General features: G+C 68.4%; 29 protein-coding genes. 19 read left to right on the plus strand and 10 right to left on the minus strand.

The window, feature by feature from the left end:
* Nucleotides 1-7 precede the first annotated feature (7 nt).
* The 3 genes from UCD39_RS22510 to UCD39_RS22520 are packed head-to-tail and all read left to right on the plus strand — an operon-like array spanning nt 8 to nt 2,535.
* Entirely contained in the window at nt 8-814 is an 807-nt protein-coding gene (locus UCD39_RS22510) for an amino acid ABC transporter ATP-binding protein (RefSeq protein ID WP_330497955.1), read from the plus strand.
* Nucleotides 811-1,728 carry a glycosylasparaginase gene (locus UCD39_RS22515; protein ID WP_330497956.1) on the plus strand — a complete coding sequence of 306 codons (918 nt, stop codon included), beginning with the start codon at nt 811-813 and terminating at the stop codon, nt 1,726-1,728. Before UCD39_RS22510 ends, UCD39_RS22515 begins: the two co-directional genes overlap by 4 nt.
* A gap of 9 nt (nt 1,729-1,737) precedes the next feature.
* The gene (locus UCD39_RS22520; RefSeq protein WP_330497957.1) at nt 1,738-2,535 is read left to right on the plus strand and encodes a transporter substrate-binding domain-containing protein; all 798 of its coding nucleotides are present in this window, start codon (nt 1,738-1,740) and stop codon (nt 2,533-2,535) included.
* Here UCD39_RS22520 and UCD39_RS22525 read toward each other — a convergent pair whose 3' ends face one another.
* On the minus strand, nt 2,536-3,522 hold the full coding sequence (locus UCD39_RS22525) for a LacI family DNA-binding transcriptional regulator (protein WP_211101902.1): 987 nt from the start codon (nt 3,520-3,522) through the stop codon (nt 2,536-2,538).
* Here UCD39_RS22525 and UCD39_RS22530 point away from each other — a divergent pair.
* The 4 genes from UCD39_RS22530 (at nt 3,491) to UCD39_RS22545 (ending at nt 5,928) form a co-directional block, all read left to right on the plus strand.
* Nucleotides 3,491-4,594, plus strand: coding sequence for an ROK family protein (locus UCD39_RS22530; protein ID WP_330497958.1), 1,104 nt, complete (start codon nt 3,491-3,493; stop codon nt 4,592-4,594). The two genes, UCD39_RS22525 and UCD39_RS22530, sit on opposite strands and share 32 nt — an antisense overlap.
* A gap of 17 nt (nt 4,595-4,611) precedes the next feature.
* Complete coding sequence (locus UCD39_RS22535) at nt 4,612-5,355, plus strand: copper homeostasis protein CutC (RefSeq protein WP_330497959.1); 744 nt, start codon at nt 4,612-4,614, stop codon at nt 5,353-5,355.
* A 73-nt stretch (nt 5,356-5,428) separates the two neighbouring features.
* Nucleotides 5,429-5,695 carry a plasmid mobilization protein gene (locus UCD39_RS22540; RefSeq protein ID WP_330497960.1) on the plus strand — a complete coding sequence of 89 codons (267 nt, stop codon included), beginning with the start codon at nt 5,429-5,431 and terminating at the stop codon, nt 5,693-5,695.
* Nucleotides 5,692-5,928 (plus strand): hypothetical protein, encoded by a 237-nt coding sequence (locus UCD39_RS22545; protein ID WP_330497961.1) that lies wholly within the window; start codon nt 5,692-5,694, stop codon nt 5,926-5,928. Before UCD39_RS22540 ends, UCD39_RS22545 begins: the two co-directional genes overlap by 4 nt.
* 116 nt (nt 5,929-6,044) lie before the next feature.
* Here the strand turns inward: UCD39_RS22545 and UCD39_RS22550 are convergent, their stop codons facing one another.
* Genes UCD39_RS22550 through ubiA form a run of 3 tightly spaced genes read right to left on the minus strand, consistent with a single transcriptional unit; the run spans nt 6,045 to nt 9,230 of the window.
* Nucleotides 6,045-7,574, minus strand: a complete 1,530-nt coding sequence (locus UCD39_RS22550; protein WP_330497962.1) for a UbiD family decarboxylase — start codon at nt 7,572-7,574, stop codon at nt 6,045-6,047.
* A 58-nt stretch (nt 7,575-7,632) separates the two neighbouring features.
* The gene (locus UCD39_RS22555; RefSeq protein ID WP_330497963.1) at nt 7,633-8,292 is read right to left on the minus strand and encodes a class I SAM-dependent methyltransferase; all 660 of its coding nucleotides are present in this window, start codon (nt 8,290-8,292) and stop codon (nt 7,633-7,635) included.
* A complete protein-coding gene (gene ubiA, locus UCD39_RS22560) occupies nt 8,289-9,230 on the minus strand; it encodes a 4-hydroxybenzoate octaprenyltransferase (protein ID WP_330497964.1) in 942 nt (313 codons plus the stop codon). The genes UCD39_RS22555 and ubiA overlap by 4 nt, the downstream gene beginning before the upstream one ends.
* A 193-nt stretch (nt 9,231-9,423) precedes the next feature.
* On the opposite strand from ubiA, the gene UCD39_RS22565 reads away from it, so the two are divergent.
* Both UCD39_RS22565 and UCD39_RS22570 read left to right on the plus strand, forming a co-directional pair.
* On the plus strand, nt 9,424-10,215 hold the full coding sequence (locus tag UCD39_RS22565) for a 16S rRNA (uracil(1498)-N(3))-methyltransferase (RefSeq protein WP_330497965.1): 792 nt from the start codon (nt 9,424-9,426) through the stop codon (nt 10,213-10,215).
* A gap of 118 nt (nt 10,216-10,333) precedes the next feature.
* A complete protein-coding gene (locus UCD39_RS22570; RefSeq protein ID WP_145729737.1) occupies nt 10,334-11,701 on the plus strand; it encodes a glutamate--cysteine ligase in 1,368 nt (455 codons plus the stop codon).
* Nucleotides 11,702-11,796: 95 nt separating this feature from the next.
* Here the strand turns inward: UCD39_RS22570 and UCD39_RS22575 are convergent, their stop codons facing one another.
* The 4 genes from UCD39_RS22575 to tldD form a co-directional block, all read right to left on the minus strand.
* Nucleotides 11,797-12,024, minus strand: coding sequence for a hypothetical protein (locus UCD39_RS22575; RefSeq protein ID WP_330497966.1), 228 nt, complete (start codon nt 12,022-12,024; stop codon nt 11,797-11,799).
* A gap of 135 nt (nt 12,025-12,159) precedes the next feature.
* Nucleotides 12,160-12,528: a hypothetical protein gene (locus UCD39_RS22580; protein WP_330497967.1), complete on the minus strand. Its 369-nt coding sequence runs from the start codon at nt 12,526-12,528 to the stop codon at nt 12,160-12,162.
* An 86-nt stretch (nt 12,529-12,614) separates the two neighbouring features.
* Nucleotides 12,615-13,202, minus strand: a complete 588-nt coding sequence (locus UCD39_RS22585; RefSeq protein WP_330497968.1) for a DUF5655 domain-containing protein — start codon at nt 13,200-13,202, stop codon at nt 12,615-12,617.
* A 22-nt stretch (nt 13,203-13,224) separates the two neighbouring features.
* Entirely contained in the window at nt 13,225-14,658 is a 1,434-nt protein-coding gene (gene tldD, locus UCD39_RS22590) for a metalloprotease TldD (protein ID WP_330497969.1), read from the minus strand.
* 556 nt (nt 14,659-15,214) lie between these two features.
* Between tldD and coxB the strand changes: the two genes are divergently transcribed.
* The 8 genes from coxB (at nt 15,215) to UCD39_RS22630 (ending at nt 22,120) form a co-directional block, all read left to right on the plus strand.
* Nucleotides 15,215-16,105 carry a cytochrome c oxidase subunit II gene (gene coxB / locus UCD39_RS22595; protein WP_330497970.1) on the plus strand — a complete coding sequence of 297 codons (891 nt, stop codon included), beginning with the start codon at nt 15,215-15,217 and terminating at the stop codon, nt 16,103-16,105.
* A gap of 54 nt (nt 16,106-16,159) precedes the next feature.
* Nucleotides 16,160-17,773 (plus strand): cytochrome c oxidase subunit I, encoded by a 1,614-nt coding sequence (gene ctaD / locus UCD39_RS22600; RefSeq protein ID WP_145729731.1) that lies wholly within the window; start codon nt 16,160-16,162, stop codon nt 17,771-17,773.
* Between the two features lie 154 nt (nt 17,774-17,927).
* Nucleotides 17,928-18,839: a heme o synthase gene (cyoE, locus tag UCD39_RS22605; protein WP_330497971.1), complete on the plus strand. Its 912-nt coding sequence runs from the start codon at nt 17,928-17,930 to the stop codon at nt 18,837-18,839.
* 43 nt (nt 18,840-18,882) lie between these two features.
* Entirely contained in the window at nt 18,883-19,068 is a 186-nt protein-coding gene (locus tag UCD39_RS22610; RefSeq protein WP_330497972.1) for a cytochrome c oxidase system small membrane protein, read from the plus strand.
* Nucleotides 19,069-19,202: 134 nt separating this feature from the next.
* A complete protein-coding gene (locus tag UCD39_RS22615; protein ID WP_330497973.1) occupies nt 19,203-19,841 on the plus strand; it encodes a cytochrome c oxidase assembly protein in 639 nt (212 codons plus the stop codon).
* Between the two features lie 183 nt (nt 19,842-20,024).
* Nucleotides 20,025-20,894 carry a cytochrome c oxidase subunit 3 gene (locus UCD39_RS22620; protein WP_330497974.1) on the plus strand — a complete coding sequence of 290 codons (870 nt, stop codon included), beginning with the start codon at nt 20,025-20,027 and terminating at the stop codon, nt 20,892-20,894.
* Between the two features lie 42 nt (nt 20,895-20,936).
* Nucleotides 20,937-21,338: a DUF983 domain-containing protein gene (locus UCD39_RS22625; protein WP_330497975.1), complete on the plus strand. Its 402-nt coding sequence runs from the start codon at nt 20,937-20,939 to the stop codon at nt 21,336-21,338.
* Entirely contained in the window at nt 21,335-22,120 is a 786-nt protein-coding gene (locus UCD39_RS22630) for an SURF1 family protein (protein ID WP_330497976.1), read from the plus strand. The genes UCD39_RS22625 and UCD39_RS22630 overlap by 4 nt, the downstream gene beginning before the upstream one ends.
* A 34-nt stretch (nt 22,121-22,154) precedes the next feature.
* Here the strand turns inward: UCD39_RS22630 and UCD39_RS22635 are convergent, their stop codons facing one another.
* Nucleotides 22,155-22,724 carry a hypothetical protein gene (locus tag UCD39_RS22635; RefSeq protein WP_330497977.1) on the minus strand — a complete coding sequence of 190 codons (570 nt, stop codon included), beginning with the start codon at nt 22,722-22,724 and terminating at the stop codon, nt 22,155-22,157.
* Nucleotides 22,721-23,299 carry a hypothetical protein gene (locus UCD39_RS22640; protein ID WP_330497978.1) on the minus strand — a complete coding sequence of 193 codons (579 nt, stop codon included), beginning with the start codon at nt 23,297-23,299 and terminating at the stop codon, nt 22,721-22,723. The genes UCD39_RS22635 and UCD39_RS22640 overlap by 4 nt, the downstream gene beginning before the upstream one ends.
* 349 nt (nt 23,300-23,648) lie before the next feature.
* On the opposite strand from UCD39_RS22640, the gene thrC reads away from it, so the two are divergent.
* Both thrC and UCD39_RS22650 read left to right on the plus strand, forming a co-directional pair.
* The gene (thrC, locus tag UCD39_RS22645) at nt 23,649-25,070 is read left to right on the plus strand and encodes a threonine synthase (protein ID WP_330497979.1); all 1,422 of its coding nucleotides are present in this window, start codon (nt 23,649-23,651) and stop codon (nt 25,068-25,070) included.
* Entirely contained in the window at nt 25,067-26,338 is a 1,272-nt protein-coding gene (locus tag UCD39_RS22650; protein WP_330497980.1) for a M16 family metallopeptidase, read from the plus strand. Before thrC ends, UCD39_RS22650 begins: the two co-directional genes overlap by 4 nt.
* The last annotated feature ends 34 nt before the right edge of the window (nt 26,339-26,372 follow it).

Raw genomic sequence — 26,372 nt, forward strand, 5'->3', positions numbered from 1 at the left:
AGTCCGGATGATCGCGGTGGAGGGGGTGGTCAAGCGTTTCGGCGCCCAGACGGTGCTGGACGGCGTCAGCCTGGCGGTGGCGCCGGGCGAGGTGGTGACCATCCTGGGGTCCAGCGGGTCGGGCAAAAGCACCCTGATCCGCTGCATCAACGGGCTGGAACGGCTGGACGGCGGGCGCATCACCGTGGACGGGCTGGACGTGGCCGACCCGCGGCAACTGGCCCAGGCCCGACGCCTGTCCGCCACGGTGTTCCAGCTGTTCAACCTTTATCCCCATATGACGGTGCTGCGGAACGTCACCCTGGCGCCGGAGGTGGTGCTGAAGCGCCCCCGCGCCGAGGTGGAGGCGGAGGCCCGCGCCCTGCTGGCCAGCGTCGGGCTGGCCGCCAAGGCCGACGCCTATCCGGCGCAGCTCTCGGGTGGCCAGCGCCAGCGGGTGGGCATCTGCCGCGCCCTGGCCATGAACCCGCGCTACCTGTTGCTGGATGAGGTGACCAGCGCCCTGGATCCGGAAATGACGGCGGAGGTGCTGTCCATCCTGGGCCGGCTGGCCGGCCGGCCCAGGGGGGACGGGGTGGCGGCGGATGGGGTGGGGGACGCGGGTACCACCATGCTGTTCGTGACGCATGAGGTGGAATTCGCCCGCCGCATTTCCACCCGCATCGTCTTCCTGGACCAGGGGCGGTTGATCGTCGACCTGCCCACGGCCCGGTTCTTCGCGGATGACGGGGGTCTGGCCCACCCGCGCATCCGACAATTCCTGTCCAAGATGGCGCCATCGAACACGGTGGCCGGCGCCGAGGTAACCGTATGATCCTGATTGCCAATTCCGAGGCCTGGCCCGGGTTCCAGACCACCGTCGACCGCCTGAAGGCCGGGGAGGGGGGGCCGGACCCGCTGGTCGCCGGCATCGCCCATGTGGAACGGGAAGTGACCGTGCGCAGCGTGGGCTATGGCGGCTGGCCCAACATGCTGGGTGAGATGGAGTTCGACGCCGGCGTCATGGACGGCACCACCCGCCAGGTGGGCGCCGTGGGCGCCCTGCGGGACATCATCCCGGCCAGCGCGGTGGCCTTGCAGGTCATGCGCCGGCTGCCGCACACGCTGCTGACCGGCGACGGCGCCCGCCGCTTCGCGCTGGAGTGCGGCTTCACGGCGGAACCGACCCTGCTGGAGGAGTCGCGCCGGGTGTGGTGGGAGCGGCTGGAAAAGGAGCTGCCGCCCCAGGACTTGGCGGCCTTCCCCAACATCCCGCTGGCGCCCTTGAGCCGCGCCATCACCGACCCCGAGCGGGTGCGTGACACCACGGTCTTCCTGGGCCAGGACGCCGCCGGCGGCCTGCACGCCGCCACCAGCACCTCGGGCTGGGCCTGGAAATACCCGGGGCGCCTGGGCGACTCGCCCATCGCCGGCGCCGGCTTCTACGCCGACAGCCGCTATGGCGCCGCCGCCTGCACCCATACGGGCGAGATGACGGTGCGCTGCGGCACCGCCCGCGCCATCGTGCTGGCCCTGCAATTGGGCAAGACCCTGACCGAGGCGGTGGACATGGCCGTCGCGGACTTGGCAACCTTGAGCGAGGGCTTTCTGGCCGGCGTGGTCATCCATGCCCTGGACGCCCACGGCAAACACGAGGTGGTCAGCTTCCGCTGCGGTCCCGCCATCCGCTATTGGTACTGGGACCCCTCGCTGTCCGCGCCTGAGGAGCGGGTCGCCCGCACCGTCTGAGGAGCCCCCATGCTGCGTAAGTTCCTGCCCGCGCTCGCCGCCCTTCTCCTTGCCCTTCCCCTTCCCGCCTGGGCGGGCAAGCTGGACGATATCCGCCAGCGCGGGGTGCTGCGCGTGGGCGTCTCCCTGGGCGGGGAGCCCGTCGGCTTCCGCGATGACCGCAACGCCCCCGCCGGCTATGACGTGGACGTGGCCAAGCGGCTGGCGGACAAGCTGGGGGTGGCGGTGGAGTTCACCGACGTTTCCGGCGACGCCCGGGTCAGCATGCTGGTGTCTGGCCAGATCGACGTGGCGGTCGCCAACCTGACGGCCACGCCGGAACGGGCCAAGACCATCGCCTTCACCATCCCCTACAACCGTGTCGGCCTGCGCGTCATCGCGCAGAAGAGTGCCGGCATCAACCAGCTGTCGGACCTGGCCGGCAAGAAGGTGGTGGTGGGCCGGGGTACGACGGGTGAGGCATTCCTGCGCCAGGCGGTGCCGGGGGCGAAGCTGGTGTTCACCGACACCTTCGCGCCCGACGGCGTGCTGCTGCTGGTGCAGCGGCGGGTGGACGCGGGCATCGAGGATTTGTCCATGATGGATTACCTGGCCAGCACCAACCCCGCCCTGAAGACGCTGCCCGACCTTTATTCCAACGCCCCCATCGCCATTGGCCTGGCCCAGGGCGACCCGGACTTCCTGCGCTGGCTCAACGGCTTCGTCGCCGACTACATCACCTCCGGCGCGTACCAGGCCAACTACCGCAAATGGTGGGGAAAGGACGCGGCCGTGCCGGCGCTGTCCGCCGTCCCCCCGGCGGGCTGATCAGCCGGTCAGCCGGGGATGGAAGCGCGTGGGCAGGGTCAGGGGCCAGGGGCCGGTGGCGGCCCCGGTCAGCACGGCGATGACCGCGGCCACATAGGCCTGCTTGTCGAAGCCGATGGACGAGATGGGATAGGCGTCGAAATCCGTCAGCGACAGGTTGTCGAAGCCGTACAGCCGGGTTGTCGTGGCGCGCCCGCCGGGGAAGTCGCCCCGCAGCCGGTCCAGCACGCCCATGGCCATGGCGTCGGAGGTGCAGAAGATGGCGTCCGGCCGGGGCGCCTGGGCCAGCTCCTCCCCCGCCTTGTGCCCGCTGGCATAGGAATAGTCGCCCTGCAGGCTGGCGGTCAGGCGGATGCCGTGGGCGGCCAGCGCTGCGTGATACAGCCGGATGCGCGCCTGTTCCAGGACGGAGGTGGGGCGCCCCGTCACCAGGGCGGCCGTCCTGACCCCCTGGGCGGCGGCATGGGCCACCGCCTCGGCGATGCCCACCCGTTCATCGGGGATGACGGCGGGCGACTCAGGGTCATGCCGGCCGTTCAGCATCAGCACCAGCTCGCTGCGGAACAGGGTGCGGACGGTGGCGGCGTCGGCGAAGTCGGAAAAGACGATGGCCGCGTCGACGTGATAGGCGACACCGGTGCGCAGGAAGGACTCCACCCGGTCGCTGGACCCGACGCGAACGAAGATCACCTGCTTGCCCGTGTTCTGCACCGCCGCCAGCAGGGGGTCGAACAGGTCCAGGTCGCTCAGGTCGTGGATGTGGTTGACGACGACGGCCACCAGATTGACGCTTTTGGTGGTCAGGCTGCGGGCCAGCAGGTTGGGGCGGAAGCCCAGCTCCTGCGCCGCCTGCAGCACGCGCGCCTTCTTTTCCGCCGAGACCGGGCGCTGTTCATCCGACAGGGCCCGGGACGCCACCGCCCGCGATACCCCGGCCCGCTGGGCCACGTCGCTGATGGTGGGGTTGGTCGGCAGGGGCGCACCCAATTTGTCAGTCCCGGTCCCATCCATCCCAGCCACGACCTCCCCATCCCTTTCCGGCACTGGTAACGCGCAGCCGGTTTCCTATAAAACCGGGTGCCACGGTGAAAGAAGATTTCAAATCTTGATATACTGTTTCGATATCGGCGGGTCATACATTTCCCTGGGGACAGCCCATACGGATGTCGCGGTGACGGGTGCCGTCACCCGCGTGGGCCGGGTGCCCACCCCGGCCCATGACCGCGCCGCCTTTATCCAGGCGCTGGCGGACCTGCTGGCCCAGGCGCCCGGTCCCGCCGACGCCCCTGTCGCCGACGCCCCGGTGGCCGACGCCCCGGTGGCCCTGGCACTGGCCGGCGGCATCGACCCCGCCACGGGCCTGGCCAGTTGCGCCAACATCCCTTGTCTGACCGGCACGCCCCTGGTGGCCGACCTGACCGCGGCGCTGGGGCGGCCGGTGGTGGTGGGCAACGACGCCGCGTGCTTCGTCCTGGCGGAGGCGATGGTGGGCGCCGGGCGCGGCCAGGATGTCGTGTTCGGCATCATCCTGGGCACGGGCGTGGGCGGCGGCCTGGTGGTGGACGGTCGCCTGGTGCCGGGGGCGGGGGAGTGGGGCCACGGCCCGGTGGTGAAGCATATCGCGGGCGATCCGCCCGTCACCCTGCCGCGCCTGCCGTGCGGCTGTGGCCATGCGGGCTGCGTCGATACCATCGGCGGCGCGCGCGGGCTGGAGCGTCTGCACCAAGCCCTGCATGGCGTCCGGCGGGACAGCCAGGCGCTGACGGCGGCCTGGGCGGAGGGGGAGCCCGCGGCGATGCGGACGATGGAGATCTATGTCGATCTGGTGGCGGATCCCCTGGCGGTGGTGGTGAACGCCATCGGCCCCGGCCTGGTGCCGGTTGGGGGCGGATTGTCGTCGGACGCCGCCCTGGTTTCGGCGTTGGACCGGGCCGTCCGGGCCCGTATCCTGCGGCGCACCAACGGTCCGCTGTTGGTGCCCACGGCCCTGGGGGGCGCCGCCGGCATGCTGGGCGCCGCCATCCTGGGGGCGCAATGGTTGAACTCGAACAGGGCTTGAAGAAGGGGAATGCGGGGATGACGCGGGTGGAGACGAATTGCGTGCGGCTGGAAGTGTGCGTGGACAGCCCGGCGGGGGTGGCCGCCGCCGTCAAGGGCGGGGCCGACCGGCTGGAACTGTGCGCCGCGCTGGTGGTGGGCGGCCTGACCCCGTCCCGCGGGCTGATGGCCCTGGCGGCGGCCTGCGGCAAGCCCGCCTACGCCATGATCCGCCCCCGGCCCGGCGACTTCGTCTATGGCCCGTCCGACCTGGACGTCATGGGCGACGACATCGATACGGCGCGGGCCCTGGGCCTGCCGGGGGTGGTGCTGGGCGCCAGCCTGCCCAACGGTGAACTGGACGCGGCGGCGCTGTCCATCCTGGTGGACCGGGCCGGCGGCCTGGGCCTGACCCTGCACCGCGCCATCGACCTGACCCCCGACCCCATCGAGGCGCTGGACATCGCCATCGAACTGGGGTTCGAGCGGGTGCTGACCTCCGGCGGCGCCCGCTCGGCGGTCGAGGGGGTTGAGACCATCGCCGACTTGGTGGAACACGCCCAGGGCCGCATCAGCATCATGGCCGGCAGCGGCGTGAACGCCGACAACGCCGTGGACCTCATCCGCCAGACCGGCGTGACCGAGGTCCACGCCTCCTGCGGCATGGCCCCGGCGGTGGTGGATGAGCATCTGCTGCACTTCGGCTTCGTCCAGCCCGGTGCCCGCGAGACGGACGCTGCCACGGTCATGTGGCTGGCGGCGGCGATCCGGGATATTTACTGACGGCGCCTTGCCGTCGTCGGCCCTTGGTGTGATCATGTCCATGGGATGTCCATGGACATGAAGGAAAACGGCGATGGCTGCGACAGCCCGACTGGTGGTTCAGATGACGCCGACGGAAAAGCGGCGTCTAACGGCACAGGCCAAGCGTCTGGGCGTCTCCACTTCCGAGTTCGTGCGCCGGCGGGTCGCTGAAGACGATCTGGCGGAAAACCGCGATGAGATCGAAGCGCTGCTGGCTACCCTGGCGGACGCCGCCCCGCGCATCCTGGCCAGTCTGGACCGATCCATCGCCGAAGCCGAGGCGGCGATAGATGAGGTGCGGGAGCGTCGCTCCTCATGAGTTTCGGCGAAAAGATCCTGAGCGGCCTGCGCACTGTCGTGCTGATTGAGGAACGGGTGCAGCGGCTGGATGGCACCGTTTCCGATCTGCGCCGCGAGACGACCAAGGCGCTGGCCGATCATGAGCGCCGTCTCACCCGGCTGGAGACCATTGTCGAGATCGCACGGCCGGATGGCGCCACTCTGCGCATCAGCCGCCAACCGGAAAACGACAGCGGTTCCGGCGGCGGCTGAATTTAGAGCCGAGCGCGTTTAACCAGAAACGCGCTCGGCTCTAAGTCCTTATTAAGCGAGCGGATTCACGCTCCAAAGCGATTCCGCTTTTCCGCGATCCGCTCTGGGCATCCGGCTCACTTCCGCCAGATCGGCTTGCCACTGCCCGGCAGGCCGTAGCTGGCCCATTTGCGGCTGACCTCCTCCACCGTCTTGGCGTCCATGGCGATCTTCTCACCCCATTCGCGGTGGGTTTCGGGGGGCAGCTTGTTGGTGGCGTCCAGGCCGACCTTGCCGCCCAACCCGGACTCGGGGCTGGCGAAGTCCAGATAGTCGATGGGCGTGCCCTCGATGACGGTGATGTCGCGGGCCGGGTCCATGCGGGTGGACACCGCCCACATCACGTCCTTCCAGTCGCGGGCGTTGATGTCGTCGTCCACGACGATCACCCATTTCGTGTACATGAACTGCCGCAGGAAGGACCACACGCCCATCATCACCCGCTTGGCGTGGCCGGGATAAGCCTTGCGCATGGACACCACGGCGATGCGGTAGGAACAGCCCTCCGGCGGCAACCAGAAATCGATGATCTCCGGGAACTGCTGGCGCAGCAGGGGGATGAAGACTTCGTTCAGGGACTCGCCCAGGACCGAGGGTTCGTCCGGCGGCCGGCCGGTGAAGGTGGAGAGATAGATGGGGTCGCGGCGCATGGTGATGGCCGTGACCTGGAAGACGGGGAACTTCTCCACCGAATTGTAATAGCCGGTGTGGTCGCCGTAGGGGCCCTCGTCGGCGTATTCGTCCAGCGAGACATAGCCTTCCAGGATGATCTCGGCCTGGGCCGGCACCTTCAGGGGCACGGTCTTGCAGTCCACCAGGTCGACCTTCTTGCCGCGCAGCATGCCGGCGAACTGGTACTCCGACAGCGTCTCGGGCACCGGGGTCACGGCGGCCAGGATGGTGCCGGGGTCGGCGCCCAGCACCACGGCGGCGGGCAGGGGCTCCCGCTTGCCGGCGGCCTTCCAGCGGTGATGGTGCTGCGCCCCGCCACGGTGCTTCAGCCAGCGCATGATGGTGCGGTCGCGCCCCAGCACCTGCATGCGGTAAATGCCCAGGTTGAAGCGGTCCTCCGCCATGCCGTCCCGGTCGTTGGCGGTGGGGCCCTGGGTCACCACCAGGGGCCAGGTGATCAGGGGACCGGGCTCACCGGGCCAGCAGCTCTGGATGGGCAGGCGGCCCAGGTCGATCTGGTCGCCGGTCAGCACCACCTCCTGGCACGGGGCGCTGCCCACCGTGCGCGGGCGCATGGCCATGACGGTCTTCACAAGGGGCAGCATCTCCCACGCGTCGCGCAGGCCGCGCGGCGGCTCCGGCTGCTTCAGGAAGGCCAGCGTCTCCCCCACGTCGCGCAGCTCATGCGGCTCGCGGTCCATGCCCCAGGCCACCCGCTCCACCGTGCCGAACAGGTTGACCAGCACCGGCATCTCCGACCGGGTGCCGTCCGCCTTGGTCACGTTCTCGAAGATCACGGCGGGGCCGCCCTCGGCCAGCAGCCGGGTCTGGATCTCGGTCATCTCCAGCACGGTGGACACCGGGGTCTTGACCCGCACCAGGCGGCCCGACTGTTCCAGCCGGTCGATGAACTCACGCAGGGAGGCGTAGGGCATGGGGAAACGTCCAGGGTAGGGAATTAGGCGGTAAAGGAGCGGATGCGGCCCCGCCAGGTCAAGCCTCCACCCGCCAGACGACGCTGTCGCGGTGGGTGCGGTCCTCCAGCTCCAGCGTCGTGGGCACGCGATAGGTCGCCAGGGGGACCAGGCCGTCCTTCGGCAGGTATGTACGGCCGGGATCCCCCATCAGGATCACCAGCCCATCGCCGGCCAGGGCGCGCAGCCAGGCCATGACCCGCTCGGCCATCGGCTTCTCGTAACAGACATCGCCCACCAGCACCACGTCGATGTCCGCCAGGGGCTGGCCCACCACGTCGCGCTCCTCCGCCGTCACGGACACGCCGTTCAACTGGGCATTCAGCGCGATGGCGGCGATGGCGTAGGCGTCGATCTCGACGGCGGTGACGCTGGCGGCGCCGGCCTTGGCCGCCGCGATGGCGATCAAGCCGGACCCGGCGGCGAAATCCAGGACGCGGCGGCCGCGCACCAGCTCCGGATGGTCCAGCACATGGCGGGCCACCGCCTGGCCGCCGGCCCAGGGGAAGGCCCAGAAGGGCGGCGGCAGATCCTTGGCGGCCAGCGTCTCTTCTGTCGCCAGCCACAGGGGCGTGATCTCGGTCGCGGTCAGCAGGGTCAGCTCCGGCACCAGGGCCGGGGCCTCGGGCGCCGTGTTGGCGCGGATGAAGGCGGGGCGGTCCACCGGGCCGCCGCTCAAGACGCGCCCGCCATGCCCAGGATAATGCTGCCCAGCAGCACCCAGCCGGCGATGCGCGCAGCCTTGAAGGCGGCCAGGCTGTCGGCCGGGTCATCGGGCCGCCAGTGCCAGGCCTGGCGCAGCAGCAGGGCGCCGGTGGCGCCCACGCCCAGATAGGCCAGGGGGTGGATGCCGGCGGCGGCCACCGCCGCCACCCACAGCGCCGTGGCGCCGGCGTAGAAGCCCAGAATCCAGCGCTTGGACGCCGCCCCCAGGCGCAGCGCGGTGGACTTCACGCCCACCTTCACATCGTCCTCCCGGTCCTGGTGGGCGTAGATGGTGTCATAGCCTAGGGTCCACAGGATGCCGCCGGCGTAGAGCAGGACGGGCGGCCAGGCGATGTCCCCCCGCACCGCCATCCAGCCCAGCAGCGCCCCCCAGTTGAAGGTCAGGCCCAGGAAGGCCTGAGGCCACCAGGTGATGCGCTTCATCAGGGGATAGGCCGCCACAAGGACCAGCGAGGCCGCGCCCAGCGCGATGGTGGCGCCGTTCATTTGTACCAGAACGCCCAGGCCCACCAGGCATTGGGCGATCAGGAAGGCGATGGCCTGGGGCACGCTGACGGCGCCGCTGGGGATGGGGCGCACGCGGGTACGCTCCACCAGCGCGTCGAACTTCCGGTCCAGGATATCGTTGATGGTGCAGCCGGCCCCGCGCATGACCACGGCGCCGATGGCGAACAGGACCATCAGTCCCAGGTCCGGCGCGTGCCCCGGCTGGACGGCCAGCGCGATGGACCACCAGCTGGGCAGCAGCAGCAGCCAGGTGCCGATGGGCCGGTCCAGCCGCGCCAGGCGCGCGTAGGGCCGCGCCGGGGCCGGCAGGTATCGGTCCACCCAGTTGCCCCGCCGGATGTCGGTATGGCCGGCGCCTAGGGGTTCGCTGGTCTCGCTGGGCATGGAGTGGGGCCTCGGCTTCGGGTCGGTCGGCGGGACCTTAGCGGGAACGGGCGGGCCGGTCACCTGTCCGGCGGCTGGGCAGACCCATGAAAAATGCTTGAGTGTTAAATGGTAGAATGGACAAAAGGACGAATGTTCCGCATCTAGTCCGTACTCGTTCCGTCTACTTTCTCCATCCCCGCGATTGACACCCATGGCTGACCGTCCCCGCACCCGCCTGCATCTCGACGCGCCCCTGGCGGCTGGCCAGGCGGCCGGGCTGTCGGGCGACCAGGCGCATTACCTGCGGGGTGTGCTGCGCCAGGCGCCTGGGGACCGGCTGCTGGTTTTCAACGAGGCGGGCGGGGAATGGCTGGCGGAAATCGCCACCCTCACCAAATCCGGCGGCACGGTCGCCGTGCTGGAGCGGACGCGCCCGCCGGCGCCCGTGCCGGACGTGTGGCTGCTGTTCGCGCCGCTGAAGGGCGGGCGGACGGAATATGTGGTGGAAAAGGCCACGGAGCTGGGCGTCGCCCGCCTGTGCCCGGTACTGACCCGCCGGGGCGACGTGCCCCGCGTCAACCTGGACCGGCTGCGCGCCAACGCGGTGGAGGCGGCGGAACAGTGTGAGCGCCTGTCCGTGCCGGTGGTCGATCCGCTGGCCGATCTGGACGACGTGCTGGACGCCTGGCCCGACAATCCCGCCACCCAGGACCGCCCACTGTTCGTGGCGGCGGAAACGGGGGCGGCCCAGCCCTTGGCCGCGGCTGTGATGGCGGCTACTGCGGCGGGGGGCAAAGCGGCGTTCCTTGTGGGGCCGGAGGGGGGCCTCCATCCCGGTGAGCTTGACCGGCTCGCCAAAACACCTTTTGTTGTCCCGGTAGGACTGGGTCCCCGCATTCTGCGGGCGGATACGGCCGCCTTCGCCGTGCTTGCCGTTTGGCAGGCGCTGGCCGGTGACTGGACATCCGCCCCGGGGCAGGACGCGCGCCCGCCGTTCCGCTGAGTATGGTTCGGCGATATGGTGGGGCGGTGGCGCCGCCATCATCACCCCCGCCGTCCCGCCGCCTTGTGCCTCTACCCCGTGCCTTGTGAACCAAGCCTTGTGAAGAAGGACTGACCAGATGTCTGCGCCGCCTAAGAGCCCGGGTACCCCTGTCACTGACCGCCGCGAGCTGGTCGAATACCTGGAACAGGGCTGCAAGCCGGCGGACGCCTGGCGCATCGGCACGGAACATGAGAAGTTCGCCTTCCGCCTGGGCGACAACCGCCCGCTGCCCTACGAGGGGGAGCAGGGCATCGGCCGCATCCTGACCGAAATGGCGTCGCGCTATGACTGGACCCCGGTGAAGGAGGGCGACAACATCATCGCCCTGACCAGGGGACAGGCCAGCATCACCCTGGAGCCGGGCGGCCAGTTCGAGCTGTCGGGCGCGCCGCTCAGCACCATCCACCAGACCTGTGGCGAGGTGTCGGAGCATCTGGCCCAGGTGCGGGCCATCGGCGCGGACCTGGGCATCGGGATGATCGGCCTAGGCTTCAACCCGAAGTGGGCGCGGGAGGACATTCCCTGGATGCCCAAGGGCCGCTACCGCATCATGCGCGACTACATGCCCAAGAAGGGCACCATGGGCCTGGACATGATGACCCGCACGTCCACCGTGCAGGTCAACCTGGACTTCAGCTCCGAAGCCGACATGGTGAAGAAGTTCCGGGTCAGCCTGGCGCTGCAGCCCATCGCCACGGCGCTGTTCGCCAACAGCCCCTTCAAGGAGGGCAAGCCCAACGGCTTCCAGAGCCTGCGCAGCCATGTGTGGACGGACACCGATCCCGACCGCTGCGGCGACCTGCCCTTCGTGTTCGAGGACGGCTTCGGCTTCGAGCGCTACGCCGATCACGCCCTGGGCGTGCCCATGTACTTCGTCTATCGCGATGGCCAGTACATCGACGCCTCGGGCCAGGACTTCCGCGCCTTCCTGCGCGGGGAACTGCCGGCCCTGCCGGGTGAGCGGCCGCTGATCACCGATTGGGTGGACCATCTGACCACCCTGTTCCCGGAGGTGCGGCTGAAGCGCTTCCTGGAAATGCGCGGCGCCGACGGTGGACCGTGGCGCCGCCTATGCGCCCTGCCGGCCCTGTGGGTGGGCCTGCTGTACGACACCACGGCGTTGGACGCCGCCTGGGACCTGATCAAGGACTGGACGGAGGAGGAGCGGGCGCAGTTGCGCAACAACGTGCCGCGCCTGGGCCTCGACACGCCGTTCCGTGGCGGCACGGTGCTGGATCTGGCGCGCCAGACGGTCGCCATCTCCCGCGCTGGCCTGGATGGGCGGGCGCGCATGGCGGGCATGGGTGACAACGAAAGCCACTTCCTGGACGCGCTGCAGGAGATCGTGGATAGCGGCGTCTCGCCGGCCACTGAGCTGCTGAACAAGTTCAATGGGGAATGGGGCGGCGATATCGACCGCGTTTACGCCGAGTACGCTTACTGAGGCTGGTCCGTTGACGGACCTTGGCTTACTCCCGGCCTGGGCGGGCCGGGATTCCTCCCTAATTTGGCGCTCTTTCAGCCGCGCTTGGCGGGGCCTCAGGAGCCGGGGGTCTTGCCGGTCATCGGACGGTTCAGCAGGTCTTTCGGGTCGGCGTGGCTGACATCGTTGCAGCTGCGGGCCAGTCGGCTGCCTGTGTTCACGCACTGTGTCTGCGCGGCTTTCGGGGCCGCGTTGGCGGTCTGCTCAGGGGCGGGCTGAGTCTGGCAGCCCGCGGTCAGCAGGGACAGGGAGAAAGCGGCCAGCAAAAGCGGATGACGACGCATGAAACCTCCGTTTGTTTTGTGAGCGGTAACAAACGGATTAATGCGCGCTATGGTCGTGTGGGCAAGCCGTATCTTAATCCCAAGCATTGCTCAGCGGGCGCCCCGTTCCAAAAAGGATGAGCGCGTCCAAAAACCTCAATGGGGCGGCAGCATGCCCGAGGGGTTGGTGCGATTCTCCAGCACCTGGCGCGGGTCCGCCTGCCCGCCCGCCTGGCAATCGCCTCCCAACCGGCTGCCCGTGGTGGGGCAGTGTTTCTTGACTGGCTTCTGCTTTGGCTGATTGTCCGTCGACTCCGGGGCGGTTGTTGCCGTGGCATCCGCCGGGGTGGCGGTCGCAGAGGGGGGCGCCGCCTGATCCTTTGTCGGGTCGGAGGCCGCCGAGGCCGAGGAGGCAGGGGCCGGGGTGGCGGGCGTCTGTGTGGTCGCGTCTTGGGCCGTGGCCCCGATGGCGGGCGCCGCCAGCGCGATCATGATCAGAAACGACGGAACCAAATACTTGCCCATGGCGGATGCCCCCTGCTCACCTGTGTCGCCCTTACACGGGTGAGGATGAGGCCCGCTGTCGCCGTTGTGTCCTTAGGGGCGCGATCTCAGGGCCCGCGGCCGCGTGTCCGGGCGTGGGCGCGCGACAGCCAGTCGGCCACGTCGCCGGTGATGGCGTCGACCGAGGTCAGGGGGATGCGATAGGTGATGCGGTCGCGGGCGTCCGCCGTCTTCACCGGGATCAGGGGCAGGGAGATCATGGGACCCGGATCGCGTCCCAGCGCCAGGCCCAGATCGATCCGCCCCTTGCCGACCGGCTTCGCCTCCGCGAACTTCAGACCCGCGCTGAAGGAGATCATCGTGGACAGGACGGTGCTGGTGACCTCCGCCCCCAGGCCCTGCGCCAGGATGGTCAGGCGGTCGCCGATGGGGCGCAAGGCCTCCCGCCCGTCATACAGCTTGTCCAGGCGCTGGGCCGGGGGCAGGTCATGGATGCCCCCCAGGGCGTGGGCTGCCAGCACCTGGGCGGTGGCGCCGCCCAGGCCGTGGATTTCTTTCAGCCAGCGGGCGCAGACCTTGGGTTCCACCAGCCCCTCGGCCTTGATTAGGGCCGTCCAGGCATCCGCATCCCGGCCGGTCTTGGCCGGCAGGTTGCGCAGGATGGCGGCCATCATCTCGTCCGGGCTCTTACCCATGGCCGCCTCCCGTTTGCCTGGATCAGGCCGCCGTGCCGCCGACGGTCAGGCCGTCGATTTGCAGGGTGGGCTGGCCCACGCCCACCGGCACGCTCTGCCCCTGCTTGCCGCAGACGCCGATGCCCTCGTCCAGGCAACTGTCATCGCCGATCATGGTGACCTTGGTCAGGGCGTCCGGGCCGTTGCCGATCAGCGTGGCGCCCTTGACCGAGGGGCCGATCTTGCCGTCCTCGATCAGATAGGCTTCAGAGGCGGAGAAGACGAACTTGCCCGAGACGATGTCCACCTGGCCGCCGCCGAAGTTCACGGCGTACAGCCCGCGCTTCACCGAGGCCAGGATCTCCTCCTTCGTGCGGTCGCCGGAGCGCATCATGGTGTTGGTCATGCGCGGCATGGGCACGCTGCTGAAGCCCTGGCGGCGGCCGTTGCCGGTGGGCTTCACCCCCATCAGGCGGGCGTTCATGCGGTCCTGCATGTAGCCGACCAGGATGCCGTCCTCGATCAGGGTGTTGCACTGGCTGGGCGTGCCCTCGTCATCCACGGTGATGGAGCCGCGGCGGCCTTCCAGGGTGCCGTCGTCCACCACGGTCACGCCGGGGGCGGCCACCCGCTGGCCGATGAGGGAGGAGAAGGCGGAGGTGGCCTTGCGATTGAAGTCGCCCTCCAGCCCATGGCCGATGGCTTCGTGCAGCAGGACGCCGCACCAGCCCGGCCCCAGCACCACGGGCATTTCCCCCGCCGGGGCCGGGATGGCCGCCAGGTTCACCAGCGCCTGGCGCAGGGCCTCGTCCACATGGCGACGCCAGGTTTCCGGCTGCATGTACCGCTCATAGGCGACGCGGCCGCCGGCGCCGAAGCTGCCGGCCTCCATGCGGTCGCCTTCGCCAACGACGACCGAGACGTTGAGGCGCACCAGCGGGCGGACGTCGGCCACGCGGTGGCCGTCGGCGCGGATGATCTGCACCGCCTGCCACTCGCCGCTCAGGCTGGCGCTGACCTGGCGGACGCGGGGGTCGCGGCCCCTGGCGTAGGCGTCGATGTCGGCCAGCAGCTTCACCTTGGCCTCGAACGGCACCAGGGCCAGCGGGTTGTCGGCGGCGTAGAGGGCGCGGTTGGTGCCCACCGGCGGCTCGGCATAGGTGCCGCCGTGGCCGGCCTGGACCGTGCGCACGGTGGCGGCGGCGCGCTTCAGCGCGTCCTCCGACAGGGTGGAGGCGTGGGCGAATCCGGTGGTCTCGCCAGCGACGGAGCGCAGGCCGAAGCCCTGGGTGGTGTCGAACGAGGCGCTCTTCAGCTTGCCGTCATCCCAGAAGACGCCTTCGGACTGCGCATATTCCAGGAACAGCTCGCCGTCGTCGCCGCCCTTCAGCGCGTCGGCGACGATCGATTCGGTGCGCGCGCGGTCCAGCCCCGCACGGGTGAAGAACAGATCGTCGGTCTGTGCGAGCAAGCTCATGGGTCAGGAACTCCAAACAGCGGGCAGGGGGCAAAGGGCGACGGGCCAATGCCCCAGGTGGGCGTGTCCCTCTTAACATGGCGTGCCGGTGCCGCCATCGCCAGGGGAAAGGCGCTGCGCGCAATTCGCGGTGCCGTTCCAAGACCATGGCGGCAATGCCCGGCCGCGCCACCTTGGCGGGTTCGGCCGGTGGCCCTGTACGCCCAACGGTGTCGGCTGGGACGCGTTGTCCGCTTTACGTCAAGGATTGGGGACGGTATGGTCTGCCATGATGCAGGTGTTCCTTAGCCATAGGGAAGGCTTGCGATGCTGGGTCTGAACTCCCGGGCAGGTGCCTCGATAGCCGAACGCCATCTCCGCTCCGCCCGCCGCAACGGGAGGGAGGGGAGGGCCCAGGCGATAAACGACGGGGCCCCATAATAATCGGGAGGATGGGGCGGCATCCCGCGCTTTGGCTGGCGCCTGAACAGGGGGCGCGCAAGGCCGGCGTGGGTCACCAGGACAATCTTCGGGTGGGACGTGTCACGCGTCCCCGTCAACGAGAGAGTGGTAAGGGATGTCCGTACGCAAGAACGCCGCCGCCTTCGCGGCCCTTTTGACGGCCCTGGCGGGGCGCGCTTCCGTGGCGCTGGCCGACCCGGTGGTGAGCATGCCCGAGGCGGGCAAGCTGAGCATGCAGCATGCCTATTCGCCCGTGGCGGTGCAGTTGGAGAATTTCCACAGCCTGCTGCTCTACATCATCATCGGCATCGTCGCCTTCGTGTCGCTGCTGCTGCTGACGGTCATGGTGCGCTTCAACCGCCGCGCCAATCCCGTTCCGTCCAAGACCAGCCACCATACCTTGCTGGAGGTGGCGTGGACGGTGGTGCCGGTGCTGATCCTGGTGATCGTGGCCGTGCCGTCCTTCCGTGTCCTGTACTATGGCGACCGCACGCCCAATCCGGAACTGACGGTGAAGATCACCGGGCACCAGTGGTACTGGTCCTACGAATACCCGGACAACAACGACATCGCCTTCGACAGCAACATCGTCTCCGACAGCGACCTGAAGCCGGGCCAGCCCCGCCTGCTGACGGTGGACAATGAAATGGTGGTGCCCGTGGGCACGCCCGTGCGCCTGCTGCTGACCGGCGCCGATGTCATCCATTCCTGGTACGTGCCTTCGCTGGGCGTGCAACTGCACGCCGTGCCCGGCCGCATCAACGAAACCTGGCTGCAGGCCAGTGTCGAGGGAACCTTCTACGGCCAGTGCACGCTGATCTGCGGCACCAACCACGGCTTCATGCCCATCGTCGTCCATGCCGTCAGCAAGGAGGACTACAAGACCTGGGCGGAGAAGACGAAGACCGCGGGCATCGATGCGGGCCGTGAATTCCTCGCGTCGCTGGAAGCGGCGAAGGCGACCACCAAGACGGCCCTGGCGACGGATAATGGCGCCGCGCGCTGAACCGTCCCTGTCTGATTTAAACCCCGGCAGAGATTAACGAGGGGAACTGGAATTATGGCGCACGCAGCCCACGATACGGCTCACGACGCGCATCACGACCATAAGCCCGGGTTCGTGAAGCGGTGGTTGTTCTCGACCAACCACAAGGATATCGGCACGCTCTACCTGATCTTTTCCGTGATCGCCGGCCTTATCGGCGGCGCCATCTCGGTGGTCATGCGCATGGAATTGCAGGAGCCGGGCATCCAGATCCTGAACCACCTGTCCGCTGATATCGGCCAGCAGTGGAACGTGCTGATCACCGCCCACGGCCTGATCATGGTGTTCTTCGTGGTCATGCCCGCCGTCATCGGCGGTTTTGGCAACTGGTTCGTGCCGTTGATGATCGGCGCGCCGGACATGGCCTTTCCCCGGCTGAACAACATCAGCTTCTGGCTGTTGGTGCCCGCCTTCCTGCTGCTGGTTTCCTCCTCGCTGATCGGGCCGGGTGCTGGCACCGGGTGGACCATCTATCCGCCGCTGTCCTCCGCCCTGGGGCACAGCGGGCCGTCGGTCGACATGGGCATCTTCGCCCTGCACCTGGCCGGCGCCTCCTCCATCCTGGGCGCGGCCAACTTCATCACCACCATCTTCAACATGCGCGCGCCGGGCATGACCCTGCACAAGATGCCGCTGTTCGTGTGGTCGATGCTGGTGACCGCCTTCCTGCTGCTGCTGGCCGTGCCCGTGCTGGGCGGCGCCATCACCATGCTGTTGGCCGACCGCAACTTCGGCACCCACTTCTTCGACCCGGCCGGCGGTGGCGACCCGCTGCTGTTCCAGCACCTGTTCTGGTTCTTCGGCCACCCCGAAGTCTACATCATGATCCTGCCGGCCTTCGGCATCATCAGCCAGATCATCTCCACCTTCTCGCACAAGCCGGTGTTCGGCTACCTGGGCATGGCCTACGCCATGGTCGCCATCGGCGTGGTCGGCTTCATCGTCTGGGCGCACCACATGTTCACGGTGGGTCTGAGCGTCGACACCCGCGCCTATTTCACCGCGGCGACCATGATCATCGCCGTGCCCACGGGCGTTAAGATCTTCTCGTGGATCGCCACCATGTGGGGCGGCTCCATCGAGTTCAAGCCGCCCATGGTCTGGGCCATCGGCTTCATCTTCCTGTTCACCGTGGGTGGCGTGACCGGCGTGGTCCTGGCCAATGGCGGCCTGGACGTCATGCTGCACGACACCTACTACGTCATCGCCCACTTCCACTATGTGCTGAGCCTGGGCGCCGTCTTCGCCATCTTCGCCGGCTACTACTACTGGATCGGCAAGATGTCGGGCCGGGAGCATCCGGAGTGGGCGGCCCACCTGCACTTCTGGACCACCTTCATCGGCGTGAACCTGATTTTCTTCCCCCAGCACTTCCTGGGGCTGCAGGGCATGCCGCGCCGCATCCCGGATTACCCGGACGCCTTCCACATGTGGAACCAAATCTCCTCCATCGGGGCCTACATTTCCTTCGGCTCCACCTTGTTCTTCGTCGTGATGGCCCTTTATACCCTGATGTTCGGCCGCCGCGTCGGCGCCGACTACTGGAACACGGGTGAGACGACGCTGGAATGGACCCTGTCCAGCCCGCCGCCGTTCCACCAGTTCGAGGTTCTGCCCCGCATCAAGTGAGGTGCTGAGGGTGGCACCGGCTGCATAGGCGACGACCGCGCGGGAGGGGTGGCTTCCCGCGCGGTTTTGCCTGATTAAAGGCGCTGCCCTTCCCCCGCATGGGAAGGGTCCCCTATCATCCAGGGGTACAGGCGTCAGATGAGATGCGAGACAGATGACCGATACCGCCTTTGAAGGCCAGACCGTTCCCGCCCAGGCCACCGGCCTGCCGGGTACCGTTGCCGACTACATCGCCCTGCTGAAGCCCCGGGTCATGTCGCTGGTGGTGTTCAGCGGCCTGGCCGGCCTGGTGGTGGCGCCGGGAACCCTGCATCCCGTGCTGGCGGTGGTGGCCCTGCTGTGCATCGCCGTGGGCGCGGGCGCCGCGGGCGCCATCAACATGTGGTACGACCGCGACATCGACGCGGTCATGGAACGCACCCGCGGACGCCCCATCCCCCAGGGCAAGGTGAACCCGGATGAGGCGCTGGCCTTCGGTGTGGTGCTGTCGGTCGCGTCCGTCCTGCTTATGGGCTTGGCCGTCAACTGGGTGGCGGCCGCCATCCTGGGCGTGGCCAACGCCTTCTATGTCTTCGTCTACACCATGTGGCTGAAGCGCCGCACGCCGCAGAACATCGTCATCGGCGGGGCGGCCGGGGCCTTCCCACCCATGATCGGCTGGGCGGCGGTGACGGGCGATGTCAGCATCGGCCCCATCCTGCTGTTCTGCCTGATCTTCTTCTGGACGCCGCCGCACTTCTGGGCGCTGGCCCTGTTCCGCAGCGGCGATTACAGCCGCGCCGGCGTGCCCATGCTGCCCGTCGTGGCGGGCGAGGCGGCGACCAAGCGCCAGATGCTGGCCTACACTCTGCTGCTGCTGCCCATCGCCATCGCCCCGCACTGGTTCGGGGTCGGCGGCGTCGCCTATCTGGTGGGGGCCACGGTGCTGAGCCTGCTGTTCATCCTGTGCGCCGTGCGGGTCATGCTGGACAAGACCCACCGTGCCGCCAAGCAGATGTTCGCCTATTCCATCCTCTATCTTTTCCTGCTGCTCGCCATCCTGATCGGTGAGAAGCTGGTGGCCTGACCTCTCCGTCGAGAGGGCCCCTCCGCATAGGAACCCTGACCGTATGGCTGACACCACGACCTCCTCCAACGCTCCCCCTTCCGCCGCAGAGCCTGTGGTCGACGCGGCGGAGCGGGCGCGCCGCCAGCGTGGCAAGAACCTGACGCTATTCTTCTCGCTGTTGGGGTTCGTGGCATTGATCTATGTCGTGGCCATCGTGCGCATGGGGCTGCACGCGCAAGGCCAGTAAACCGCCCTTCCGGCGGTTCGAGAGTGTTCAGAACAAAAGTGGGCGGGTGAAACCCGCCACCGGCGTCAAGGCCAGGGCCATCCATCACGGGCAATCGCCCGGATGGCCGCTGTCAAAGCCAGGGAGGTGACAGGTTGAGTGAGACCCCACGCCCCGAGTTCCCCATGAAGCCGCCCGCGTCCGACTTGGCCCGGCGCAACCGCCGCATGCTGGCGGGGGCGTTCACGCTGGTCGCCGGCATGGTGGGCCTGAGCTTCGCCGCCGTCCCACTCTATCAGGTGTTTTGCAAGGCCACGGGCTTCGGCGGCACCACCCAGGTGGCGGAAAAGGGGGCGGACCGCGTGGTCGACCGCACCGTCACCGTTCGTTTCGATGCCGAAGTGAACCGCGAGTTGCCTTGGCAATTCAAGCCCGTGCAGAACGCCGTGCAGGTCAAGTTGGGCGAGGTGAGGGAGATCCGCTACCACGCCAAGAACCTGTCGGACAAGGCGCTGGTCGGCACCGCGACCTTCAACGTCACCCCCGACAAGGCCGGCATCTTCTTCAACAAGATCCAGTGCTTCTGCTTCACCCGCCAGCGGCTGGAGCCGGGGCAGGAACTGGACATGCCCGTGACCTTCTTCGTCGACCCGTCTCTTGCAGACGACCCCCATATGAAGGACGTGGCCACCATCACCTTGTCCTACACCTTCTTCCTGGCGGCCGACCAGACGGCGGCAGCCGTGCAGGACCAGGCCCCGGCCGGGGCCGCCGCTGTTCGTCCAGGGGGCTAAAGCGTCCCCGGGCAATGGCTTCGCCACCGTACAACCTCTGGACGGGGGGCGTAGGAAAGTTTACCAAGGGAGTGTCCAATCCCCGAACAGGGGATCAGGGAGGGCACCAATAAGGACCGGGGCGGCAATGACCGCCGCAATCTGACGACCACCGCGTTGTTTTGATCCGAGGGAAACAAGAACATGGCTGACGTCCAGGCTCACACCGCTCCCGGCAACTCTGAGGGCATCAAGCAGCCCTATCACCTGGTGGACCCCAGCCCATGGCCCTTGGTCGCCTCCATCGCGGCCGGCCTGCTGACCAGCGGCACCGTCCTGGGCATGCATGGCCATGGTTGGTATCTGGCCATCGCCGGCGGCCTGGGCGTGCTGGGTGTTATGTTCGCCTGGTGGCGCGACGTCATCGGCGAATCGGTGGTGCGCAAGCTGCACTCCCCTGTCGTGAAGATCGGCCTGCGCTACGGCATGACGCTGTTCATCGCCTCCGAAGTGATGTTCTTCGTCGCCTTTTTCTGGGCCTTCTTTGACACCAGCATCTATTTCAACGAGGCGCAGCAGGTGGGGCGCGTGGCCGCCAACGGCGGCATGTGGCCGCCCAAGGGGATCGAGCCCGTCAATCCCTTCGACATGCCCATCCTGATGACTGTCATCCTGCTGCTGTCCGGCACCACGGTCACCTGGGCTCACCACGCGCTGGTCGAGGGCCGCAACAAGGAAGCGGCCAAGGCCCTGGGCTTCACCATCCTGTTGGGCCTGCTGTTCACCTGCTTCCAGGCTTACGAATACATTCACGCCGAATTCGGTTTCGCCCAGAACGCCTACACCTCGGCCTTCTTCATGGCGACTGGCTTCCACGGCTTCCACGTCATCGTCGGAACCATCTTCCTGATCGTCTGTTTCTTCCGCACCCGCGCCGGCCATTTCACGCCGAAGAGCCACTTTGGCTTCGAGGCCGCGGCCTGGTATTGGCACTTCGTCGACGTGGTCTGGCTGTTCCTGTTCGTCAGCATCTACTGGTGGGGTTCCACCCCGCGTGGCGTGATCCCCCATTGATCCAGGAAGCCGGCCCTTCCGCCCATCTGACGGAAACCTGTCTTGGACTCTGACGCCTCCACCGTCGCCCCGATCCTGGCGGGCTTGCGCTGCAAGTGCCCGCGCTGCGGTCGGGGCGATTTGTTCACGGGTTACCTCACGGTGGCGCAGCGGTGTTCCGTGTGCGGCCTCGAATTGGCGCGGGGCGACAGTGGCGACGGGCCGGCCGTTTTCCTCATCTTCATCCTCGGCTTCATCATCGTGCCCGTCGCGCTGATGGTGTCCATGCGCGTGGACTGGCCCCTGTGGTTGACGGGCCTGGTCTGGGGCGTGGTCATCCTGGGCGGCACTCTGGGCCTACTGCGCCCGGCCAAGGGCGTGGTGTTCGCCCTGCAATACCGTTACCGCCGGGCCGAGTTCGAGGGGCCGGACGACAGTGACAGCGATAGGACTCCCGGCGCATGACTTCCTCCCCCATCACCGCCGCCCCGGCCGCCGCAGGCAAGGCCCCCGGGACTAAGGCCCCCGGAACCAAGGGACGCCGGCGCTTCCGGCCCACCTTCTGGGGGGGGCTGGTGGCCGGTGGGGCCATCGTCTTCATGGCCGGCCTCGGCACCTGGCAGGTTCAGCGCCTGTTCTGGAAGCAGGGTATCCTGGACCATATCCAGCAACAGATGGCCGCCGCCCCCGTCGAATTGCCCGCCAAGATCGACGACCCCAAGGCGTGGGATTACCGCCGGGTGCGGATCAACGGGCATTTCCTGAACGATCATGAACTGTACCTGGGCGCCCGGTCCCTGAAGGGCGCGCCCGGCTATGACGTGGTGACACCCTTCGTGCGGGCCGATGGCGGCGGCGTGGTGCTGGTCGATCGCGGCTGGGTCCCCACCCAGGGCAAGGACCCCGCCCGCCGGCCGGACGGCCAGCTTGAGGGGGAGGTGACGGTGCAGGGGGTGGCGCGCGTGCCGCCGCCGCGCGGCTGGATGCAGCCGGACAATCTGGTGAACGACAATTTCTGGCTGTGGTACGACCTGCCGGCCATGGCGGCCAAGGCGGGGACGGACGTGCCGGAGCCCGTGGTGGTGGAGGCCGATGCCACGCCCAACCCCGGCGGTTTCCCCGTCGGTGGCCAGACCCGCGTCACCATTCCCAACGATCATCTGCAGTACGCCATCACCTGGTACTGCCTGGCCATCGCCCTGGCCGTCATCGCCTACCTGCGCTTCAGCCGGGTGGAGACGGACTGAGCCGGCTCGGCGCTGCTGCCGCCTGAGTACCAGATCAACTGGTGGCCAGCCGCGCCGCCTTGGCCGCGCGGGTTTCCAGTTTGGCGGCCGGCGTGGCTGCGGCGTGGCTGGGGCGCAGCATCAGCTGGGTGATGCGGAAGCCGCTGCCGTGGGGAAACCGCCGCTCCAGGCGGGCGCGGGCGGCCTCGTCGTCCGCGGCCCACAGCAGGAACTGGCGGCGTTGCCACGGCACGGCGGCGGCCACGGCGCTGTCGGCGACGGTGCCGCCCACCTCCACCGTGGCCAGCCAGGCGGCGTCGGCGGCATTGCGCCGTTCCTCCAACACGAAGATGCGGTTTTCCGGGCGGGACGCGCGCTTGATGTCCTGCTCCAGCCGCGTACACTCATCCTCCAGTGTCTCCAGGGTCAGCCGGACATGGCGGCGCTGCTGCTTCATGGCATAGGTGGCGCGGGCCAGGCGGCGGATGCGCTGGCTCTGCTCCCGCGCGCGGGTCAGTATCTGGCGGCGGCGGGTCTTGGCTTCGGCCACCCGGTTCCAGGCGCGCTCCCCCGTCAGCCCGGCGGCCACCGTCACGGCCAGCAGGGTCAGCAACAAGGCCATCATGCCATGCTCTCCGTCTCGGTGACCGTGTCCTTGGCGGCCTTGCCGCTGTTGGCCAGCTGTATGCTCAGCAGCACATAGCCCAAGGGGGCGGGAAAATAGCGCAGGAGGTCGCGCCGGGCATCGGACAGGTTCTCCGACCACACCTCGATCACCTGCGGGCCGGCCCATTCGGGGTCCAGCGCGATGACGGTCCTGGCGTCGGTCTGGGCCTGCTGGACCAAGCGGTTGACCATCCAGGCGACGAAGCGGTTCAGGCCGGCATCCTCCCGCCCGACCACGCGCACAGGGGCCTGGGCGCCGCGCCGCGCGTCCTCCAGCTCCTTATCCAGGGCGTAGCGGCGGCGGCGCGCTTCGCCCAGGGCGTTTTGCAGGGCGGCGAGTTCGGCGCGCACGTCGGCCTCCCGCCCCTCCAACCGGTTTTCCATCTGCGCGCCAAGCGGCAGGCGGCTGGCGGCACGGCGCATCTCGGGGTGGCGCTCCACCGCCGCCTCTCCCAGCTTGCCGATGACCATGATGATCAGGCCCACCACCACCGCCAGGGTGCCGGCCAGCAAGATCGCGTGCAGAAGCCCCATGGTGCCCTGGGATGCCCCATCCAAAAGACCCCGGCGCGTCCCGGAGTCGCTGCTTCGATCCGGGTCGGCCAGTCGGGACTGTTGCGAGTGAATGGCGGATCAACCGCCCACCCTATTGCACCGCAACCAAGGCCGGTTTCCAAGTGTCATTTCCAGGAAATTTAGACGCACCCCACCCTGAGGCTGCCGTCAGGGATGTGAGGGGCGGGTAGGGCGGGGAATGCCGCCCTCGGGGCCGCTGCCCATCCATGCGAATCCCCCATGCGGATCCTGGGGGTTTGGCGGACTTGCGGGACATTGGCGGCACTGGCTACTGTAGGGGTTCGAGTTAAGCCAAGGGATGCCTAGGGTGGATTATATCAGCACGCGGGGCCGGGCGCCGGTCCTGGGCTTTGAGGACGCGCTCCTGGCGGGGTTGGCCCGTGATGGCGGCTTGTACGTGCCGGCCACTTGGCCGACCTTCGATTCGGCCGATCTGCGCGCCCTGCGTGGCCTCAGCTATGGCGAACTGGCCACCCGTGTCATGGCGCCCTTTATGGGCGGGGCCATTGCGCCGGATGAGCTGCGTGCCCTGGTGCAGGACGCTTATGGCAGCTTCGCCCATACCGCCGTCACGCCGCTGATCCAGCTGGGTCAGGAGGAATGGGTACTGGAGCTGTTCCACGGTCCCACCCTGGCCTTCAAGGACGTGGCGCTGCAGTTGCTGGGCCGCCTGTTCGACCATGTGCTGGCCAAGCGGGGACGCCGCATCACCGTGGTCGGCGCCACCTCGGGTGACACCGGGTCGGCCGCCATCGAGGCCTGCCGGGATCGTGAGTTGGTGGACATCGTCATCCTGCACCCCAAGGGCCGCACGTCCGAGGTGCAGCGCCGGCAGATGACCACGGTGCTGTCGCCCAACGTGCACAACGTGGCGCTGGAGGGGACTTTCGACGACTGTCAGGCCATCGTGAAGGCCCTGTTCAATGACCAGGCCTACCGGGATGAGCTGAACATCTCCGCCGTCAATTCCATCAACTGGGCCCGCATCCTGGCCCAGGTGGTGTACTACGTGGCGGCGGGCGTGGCCCTGGGCGCGCCGGACCGGCCGGTGGCGTTCTCCGTTCCCACCGGCAACTTCGGCAACGTCTATGCCGCCTATGGCGCGCGGGCCCTTGGCCTGCCCATCCAGCGCCTGGTGGTGGGCACCAACAGCAACGACATCCTGACCCGCTTCTTCCAGTCCGGCACCATGGCCACCAACGGCGTGGTCCCCACCATCAGCCCCAGCATGGACATCCAGGTGTCCAGCAACTTCGAGCGCCTGCTGTTCGACCTGCTGGGCCGCGACGGTGCCGCCGTGACGGGCGTGATGGACGGCTTCGCCGCCAGCGGCCGCTTCACGGTGGAAGAGGGGCAGCTGGCCGAGGCGCGCGGCCTGTTCGACGGCTTCCGCGCCGATGAGCATGAGACGGCGGAAACCATGCGCCGGGTGTTCGAGACCACGGGTTACCTCTTGGACCCGCACACGGCGGTGGGCGTGCATGCCGCCGCCCAGGCCCGCGCCGCCGGCACCGTGCCGGCCGAGGTGCCGCTGGTGTCGCTGGCCTGCGCCCATCCGGCCAAGTTTCCGGATGCGGTCAAGGCCGCGACCGGCGTTCATCCGCCGCTGCCCCGCCACCTGGCCGACCTCTATGAGCGGGGGGAGCGGGTGACCGTCCTGCCGAATGATGTGGAGGCGGTGAAGGCCTTCGTGCGCGCCAAGTCGCGTGTGACGGGAGGCGCCCAATGAGCGACGGCAGCGGAATCCAGGTCACCACGCTGGACAATGGCCTGCGCGTCGTCACCGACAGCATGGCCGGGGTGGAGACGGTGTCGCTGGGCGTCTGGGTCGGCGTCGGCACCCGGGACGAGGCGCCGGAGGTCAACGGCGTCGCCCATCTGGTGGAACACATGCTGTTCAAGGGCACGCCCAAGCGCGACGCCTATCAGATCAGTCGCCAGATCGAGGATGTGGGCGGCCACCTTAACGCCTACACCACGCGGGAGCACACGGCCTATTACGCCAAGGTGCTGAAGGAGGATGCGGCCCTGGCGTTGGACATCGTGGCGGACATGGTGCAGCACGCCAGCCTGGACGCCGAGGAGCTGACCAAGGAGCGCACGGTCGTCCTGCAGGAGATCGGCCAGGCGGAAGACACGCCCGACGACATCATCTTCGACCATTTCCAGGCCACGGCCTTCCCCGGCCAGGCGCTGGGTCGCCCGGTGCTGGGCCTGCCGGACATCGTGGAGAGGCTGAGCCGCGACGACCTGGTGGCCTATGTCCAGGGCCATTATTCCGGCCCCGCCATGGTGGTGGCAGCCTCGGGCCGCATTGAGCATGCCCGCATGGTGGAGATGGCGTCCGACATGTTCGGCGCCCTGCCCAAGCCCCAGGCCTGGACGCAGGAGGCGGCGCGCTACAGCGGCGGCGACTTCCGGGATGAGCGCGACCTGGAACAGACCCATGTCGTGCTGGGGTTCGAGGCGGTGGGCGTCCATCACGAAGACAACTACGCGACCCAGGTGCTGTCCACCCTGCTGGGGGGCGGCATGTCGTCCCGCCTGTTCCAGGAGGTGCGGGAGAAGCGCGGCCTAGTTTACAGCATCTACAGCTTCGCCAGCCATTTCGCCGAGACCGGCCTGTTCGGCATCTATGCCGGCACGGGACCGGACCAGGTGGCCGAACTGGTGCCGGTGGTGTGCGGCGAGGTCGCCAACCTCGTGGGGGACATCCGCGAGGAAGAGGTGGCCCGCGCCCGCGCCCAGCTGAAATCCAGCCTCGTCATGGCCCTGGAAAGCAGCATGGCCCGGTGCGAGCAGGTGGGGCAGCAGATGCTGGTTCACGGCCGGCCCGTTCCGACGGCGGAGATGCTGGCCCGGGTGGACGCGGTCGACGTGGCGGCGGTTGAGCGCTGCGCCCGCCGGCTGCTGGACAGCGTGCCGGTGGTCACCGCCCTGGGGCCGGTGACGGGTTTGGAATCGTACGACCGCATCCGTGCCCGGCTTGGGCACTGAGCAACCGCGGCAACGGGGGTAGGGAGGGGCTGGA

The sequence above is a fragment of the Nitrospirillum karajorum genome, from assembly GCF_036348415.1.
GTDB lineage: Bacteria > Pseudomonadota > Alphaproteobacteria > Azospirillales > Azospirillaceae > Nitrospirillum > Nitrospirillum amazonense_B.

Coding starts and splice junctions, on each gene's coding strand:
- UCD39_RS22635 (WP_330497977.1), bottom strand. CDS start 22,724: ATGATGGCCTTGTTGCTGACCCTGCTGGCCGTGACGGTGGCCGCCGGG.
- UCD39_RS22580 (WP_330497967.1), bottom strand. CDS start 12,528: ATGGGCAAGTATTTGGTTCCGTCGTTTCTGATCATGATCGCGCTGGCG.
- UCD39_RS22610 (WP_330497972.1), top strand. CDS start 18,883: ATGGCTGACACCACGACCTCCTCCAACGCTCCCCCTTCCGCCGCAGAG.
- UCD39_RS22510 (WP_330497955.1), top strand. CDS start 8: ATGATCGCGGTGGAGGGGGTGGTCAAGCGTTTCGGCGCCCAGACGGTG.
- coxB (WP_330497970.1), top strand. CDS start 15,215: ATGTCCGTACGCAAGAACGCCGCCGCCTTCGCGGCCCTTTTGACGGCC.
- cyoE (WP_330497971.1), top strand. CDS start 17,928: ATGACCGATACCGCCTTTGAAGGCCAGACCGTTCCCGCCCAGGCCACC.
- UCD39_RS22565 (WP_330497965.1), top strand. CDS start 9,424: ATGGCTGACCGTCCCCGCACCCGCCTGCATCTCGACGCGCCCCTGGCG.
- UCD39_RS22650 (WP_330497980.1), top strand. CDS start 25,067: ATGAGCGACGGCAGCGGAATCCAGGTCACCACGCTGGACAATGGCCTG.
- UCD39_RS22520 (WP_330497957.1), top strand. CDS start 1,738: ATGCTGCGTAAGTTCCTGCCCGCGCTCGCCGCCCTTCTCCTTGCCCTT.
- UCD39_RS22570 (WP_145729737.1), top strand. CDS start 10,334: ATGTCTGCGCCGCCTAAGAGCCCGGGTACCCCTGTCACTGACCGCCGC.
- UCD39_RS22585 (WP_330497968.1), bottom strand. CDS start 13,202: ATGGGTAAGAGCCCGGACGAGATGATGGCCGCCATCCTGCGCAACCTG.
- UCD39_RS22575 (WP_330497966.1), bottom strand. CDS start 12,024: ATGCGTCGTCATCCGCTTTTGCTGGCCGCTTTCTCCCTGTCCCTGCTG.
- UCD39_RS22630 (WP_330497976.1), top strand. CDS start 21,335: ATGACTTCCTCCCCCATCACCGCCGCCCCGGCCGCCGCAGGCAAGGCC.
- UCD39_RS22640 (WP_330497978.1), bottom strand. CDS start 23,299: ATGGGGCTTCTGCACGCGATCTTGCTGGCCGGCACCCTGGCGGTGGTG.
- UCD39_RS22515 (WP_330497956.1), top strand. CDS start 811: ATGATCCTGATTGCCAATTCCGAGGCCTGGCCCGGGTTCCAGACCACC.
- UCD39_RS22550 (WP_330497962.1), bottom strand. CDS start 7,574: ATGCCCTACGCCTCCCTGCGTGAGTTCATCGACCGGCTGGAACAGTCG.
- UCD39_RS22545 (WP_330497961.1), top strand. CDS start 5,692: ATGAGTTTCGGCGAAAAGATCCTGAGCGGCCTGCGCACTGTCGTGCTG.
- UCD39_RS22530 (WP_330497958.1), top strand. CDS start 3,491: ATGGTGGGGTTGGTCGGCAGGGGCGCACCCAATTTGTCAGTCCCGGTC.
- tldD (WP_330497969.1), bottom strand. CDS start 14,658: ATGAGCTTGCTCGCACAGACCGACGATCTGTTCTTCACCCGTGCGGGG.
- ubiA (WP_330497964.1), bottom strand. CDS start 9,230: ATGCCCAGCGAGACCAGCGAACCCCTAGGCGCCGGCCATACCGACATC.
- ctaD (WP_145729731.1), top strand. CDS start 16,160: ATGGCGCACGCAGCCCACGATACGGCTCACGACGCGCATCACGACCAT.
- UCD39_RS22535 (WP_330497959.1), top strand. CDS start 4,612: ATGACGCGGGTGGAGACGAATTGCGTGCGGCTGGAAGTGTGCGTGGAC.
- UCD39_RS22620 (WP_330497974.1), top strand. CDS start 20,025: ATGGCTGACGTCCAGGCTCACACCGCTCCCGGCAACTCTGAGGGCATC.
- UCD39_RS22540 (WP_330497960.1), top strand. CDS start 5,429: ATGGCTGCGACAGCCCGACTGGTGGTTCAGATGACGCCGACGGAAAAG.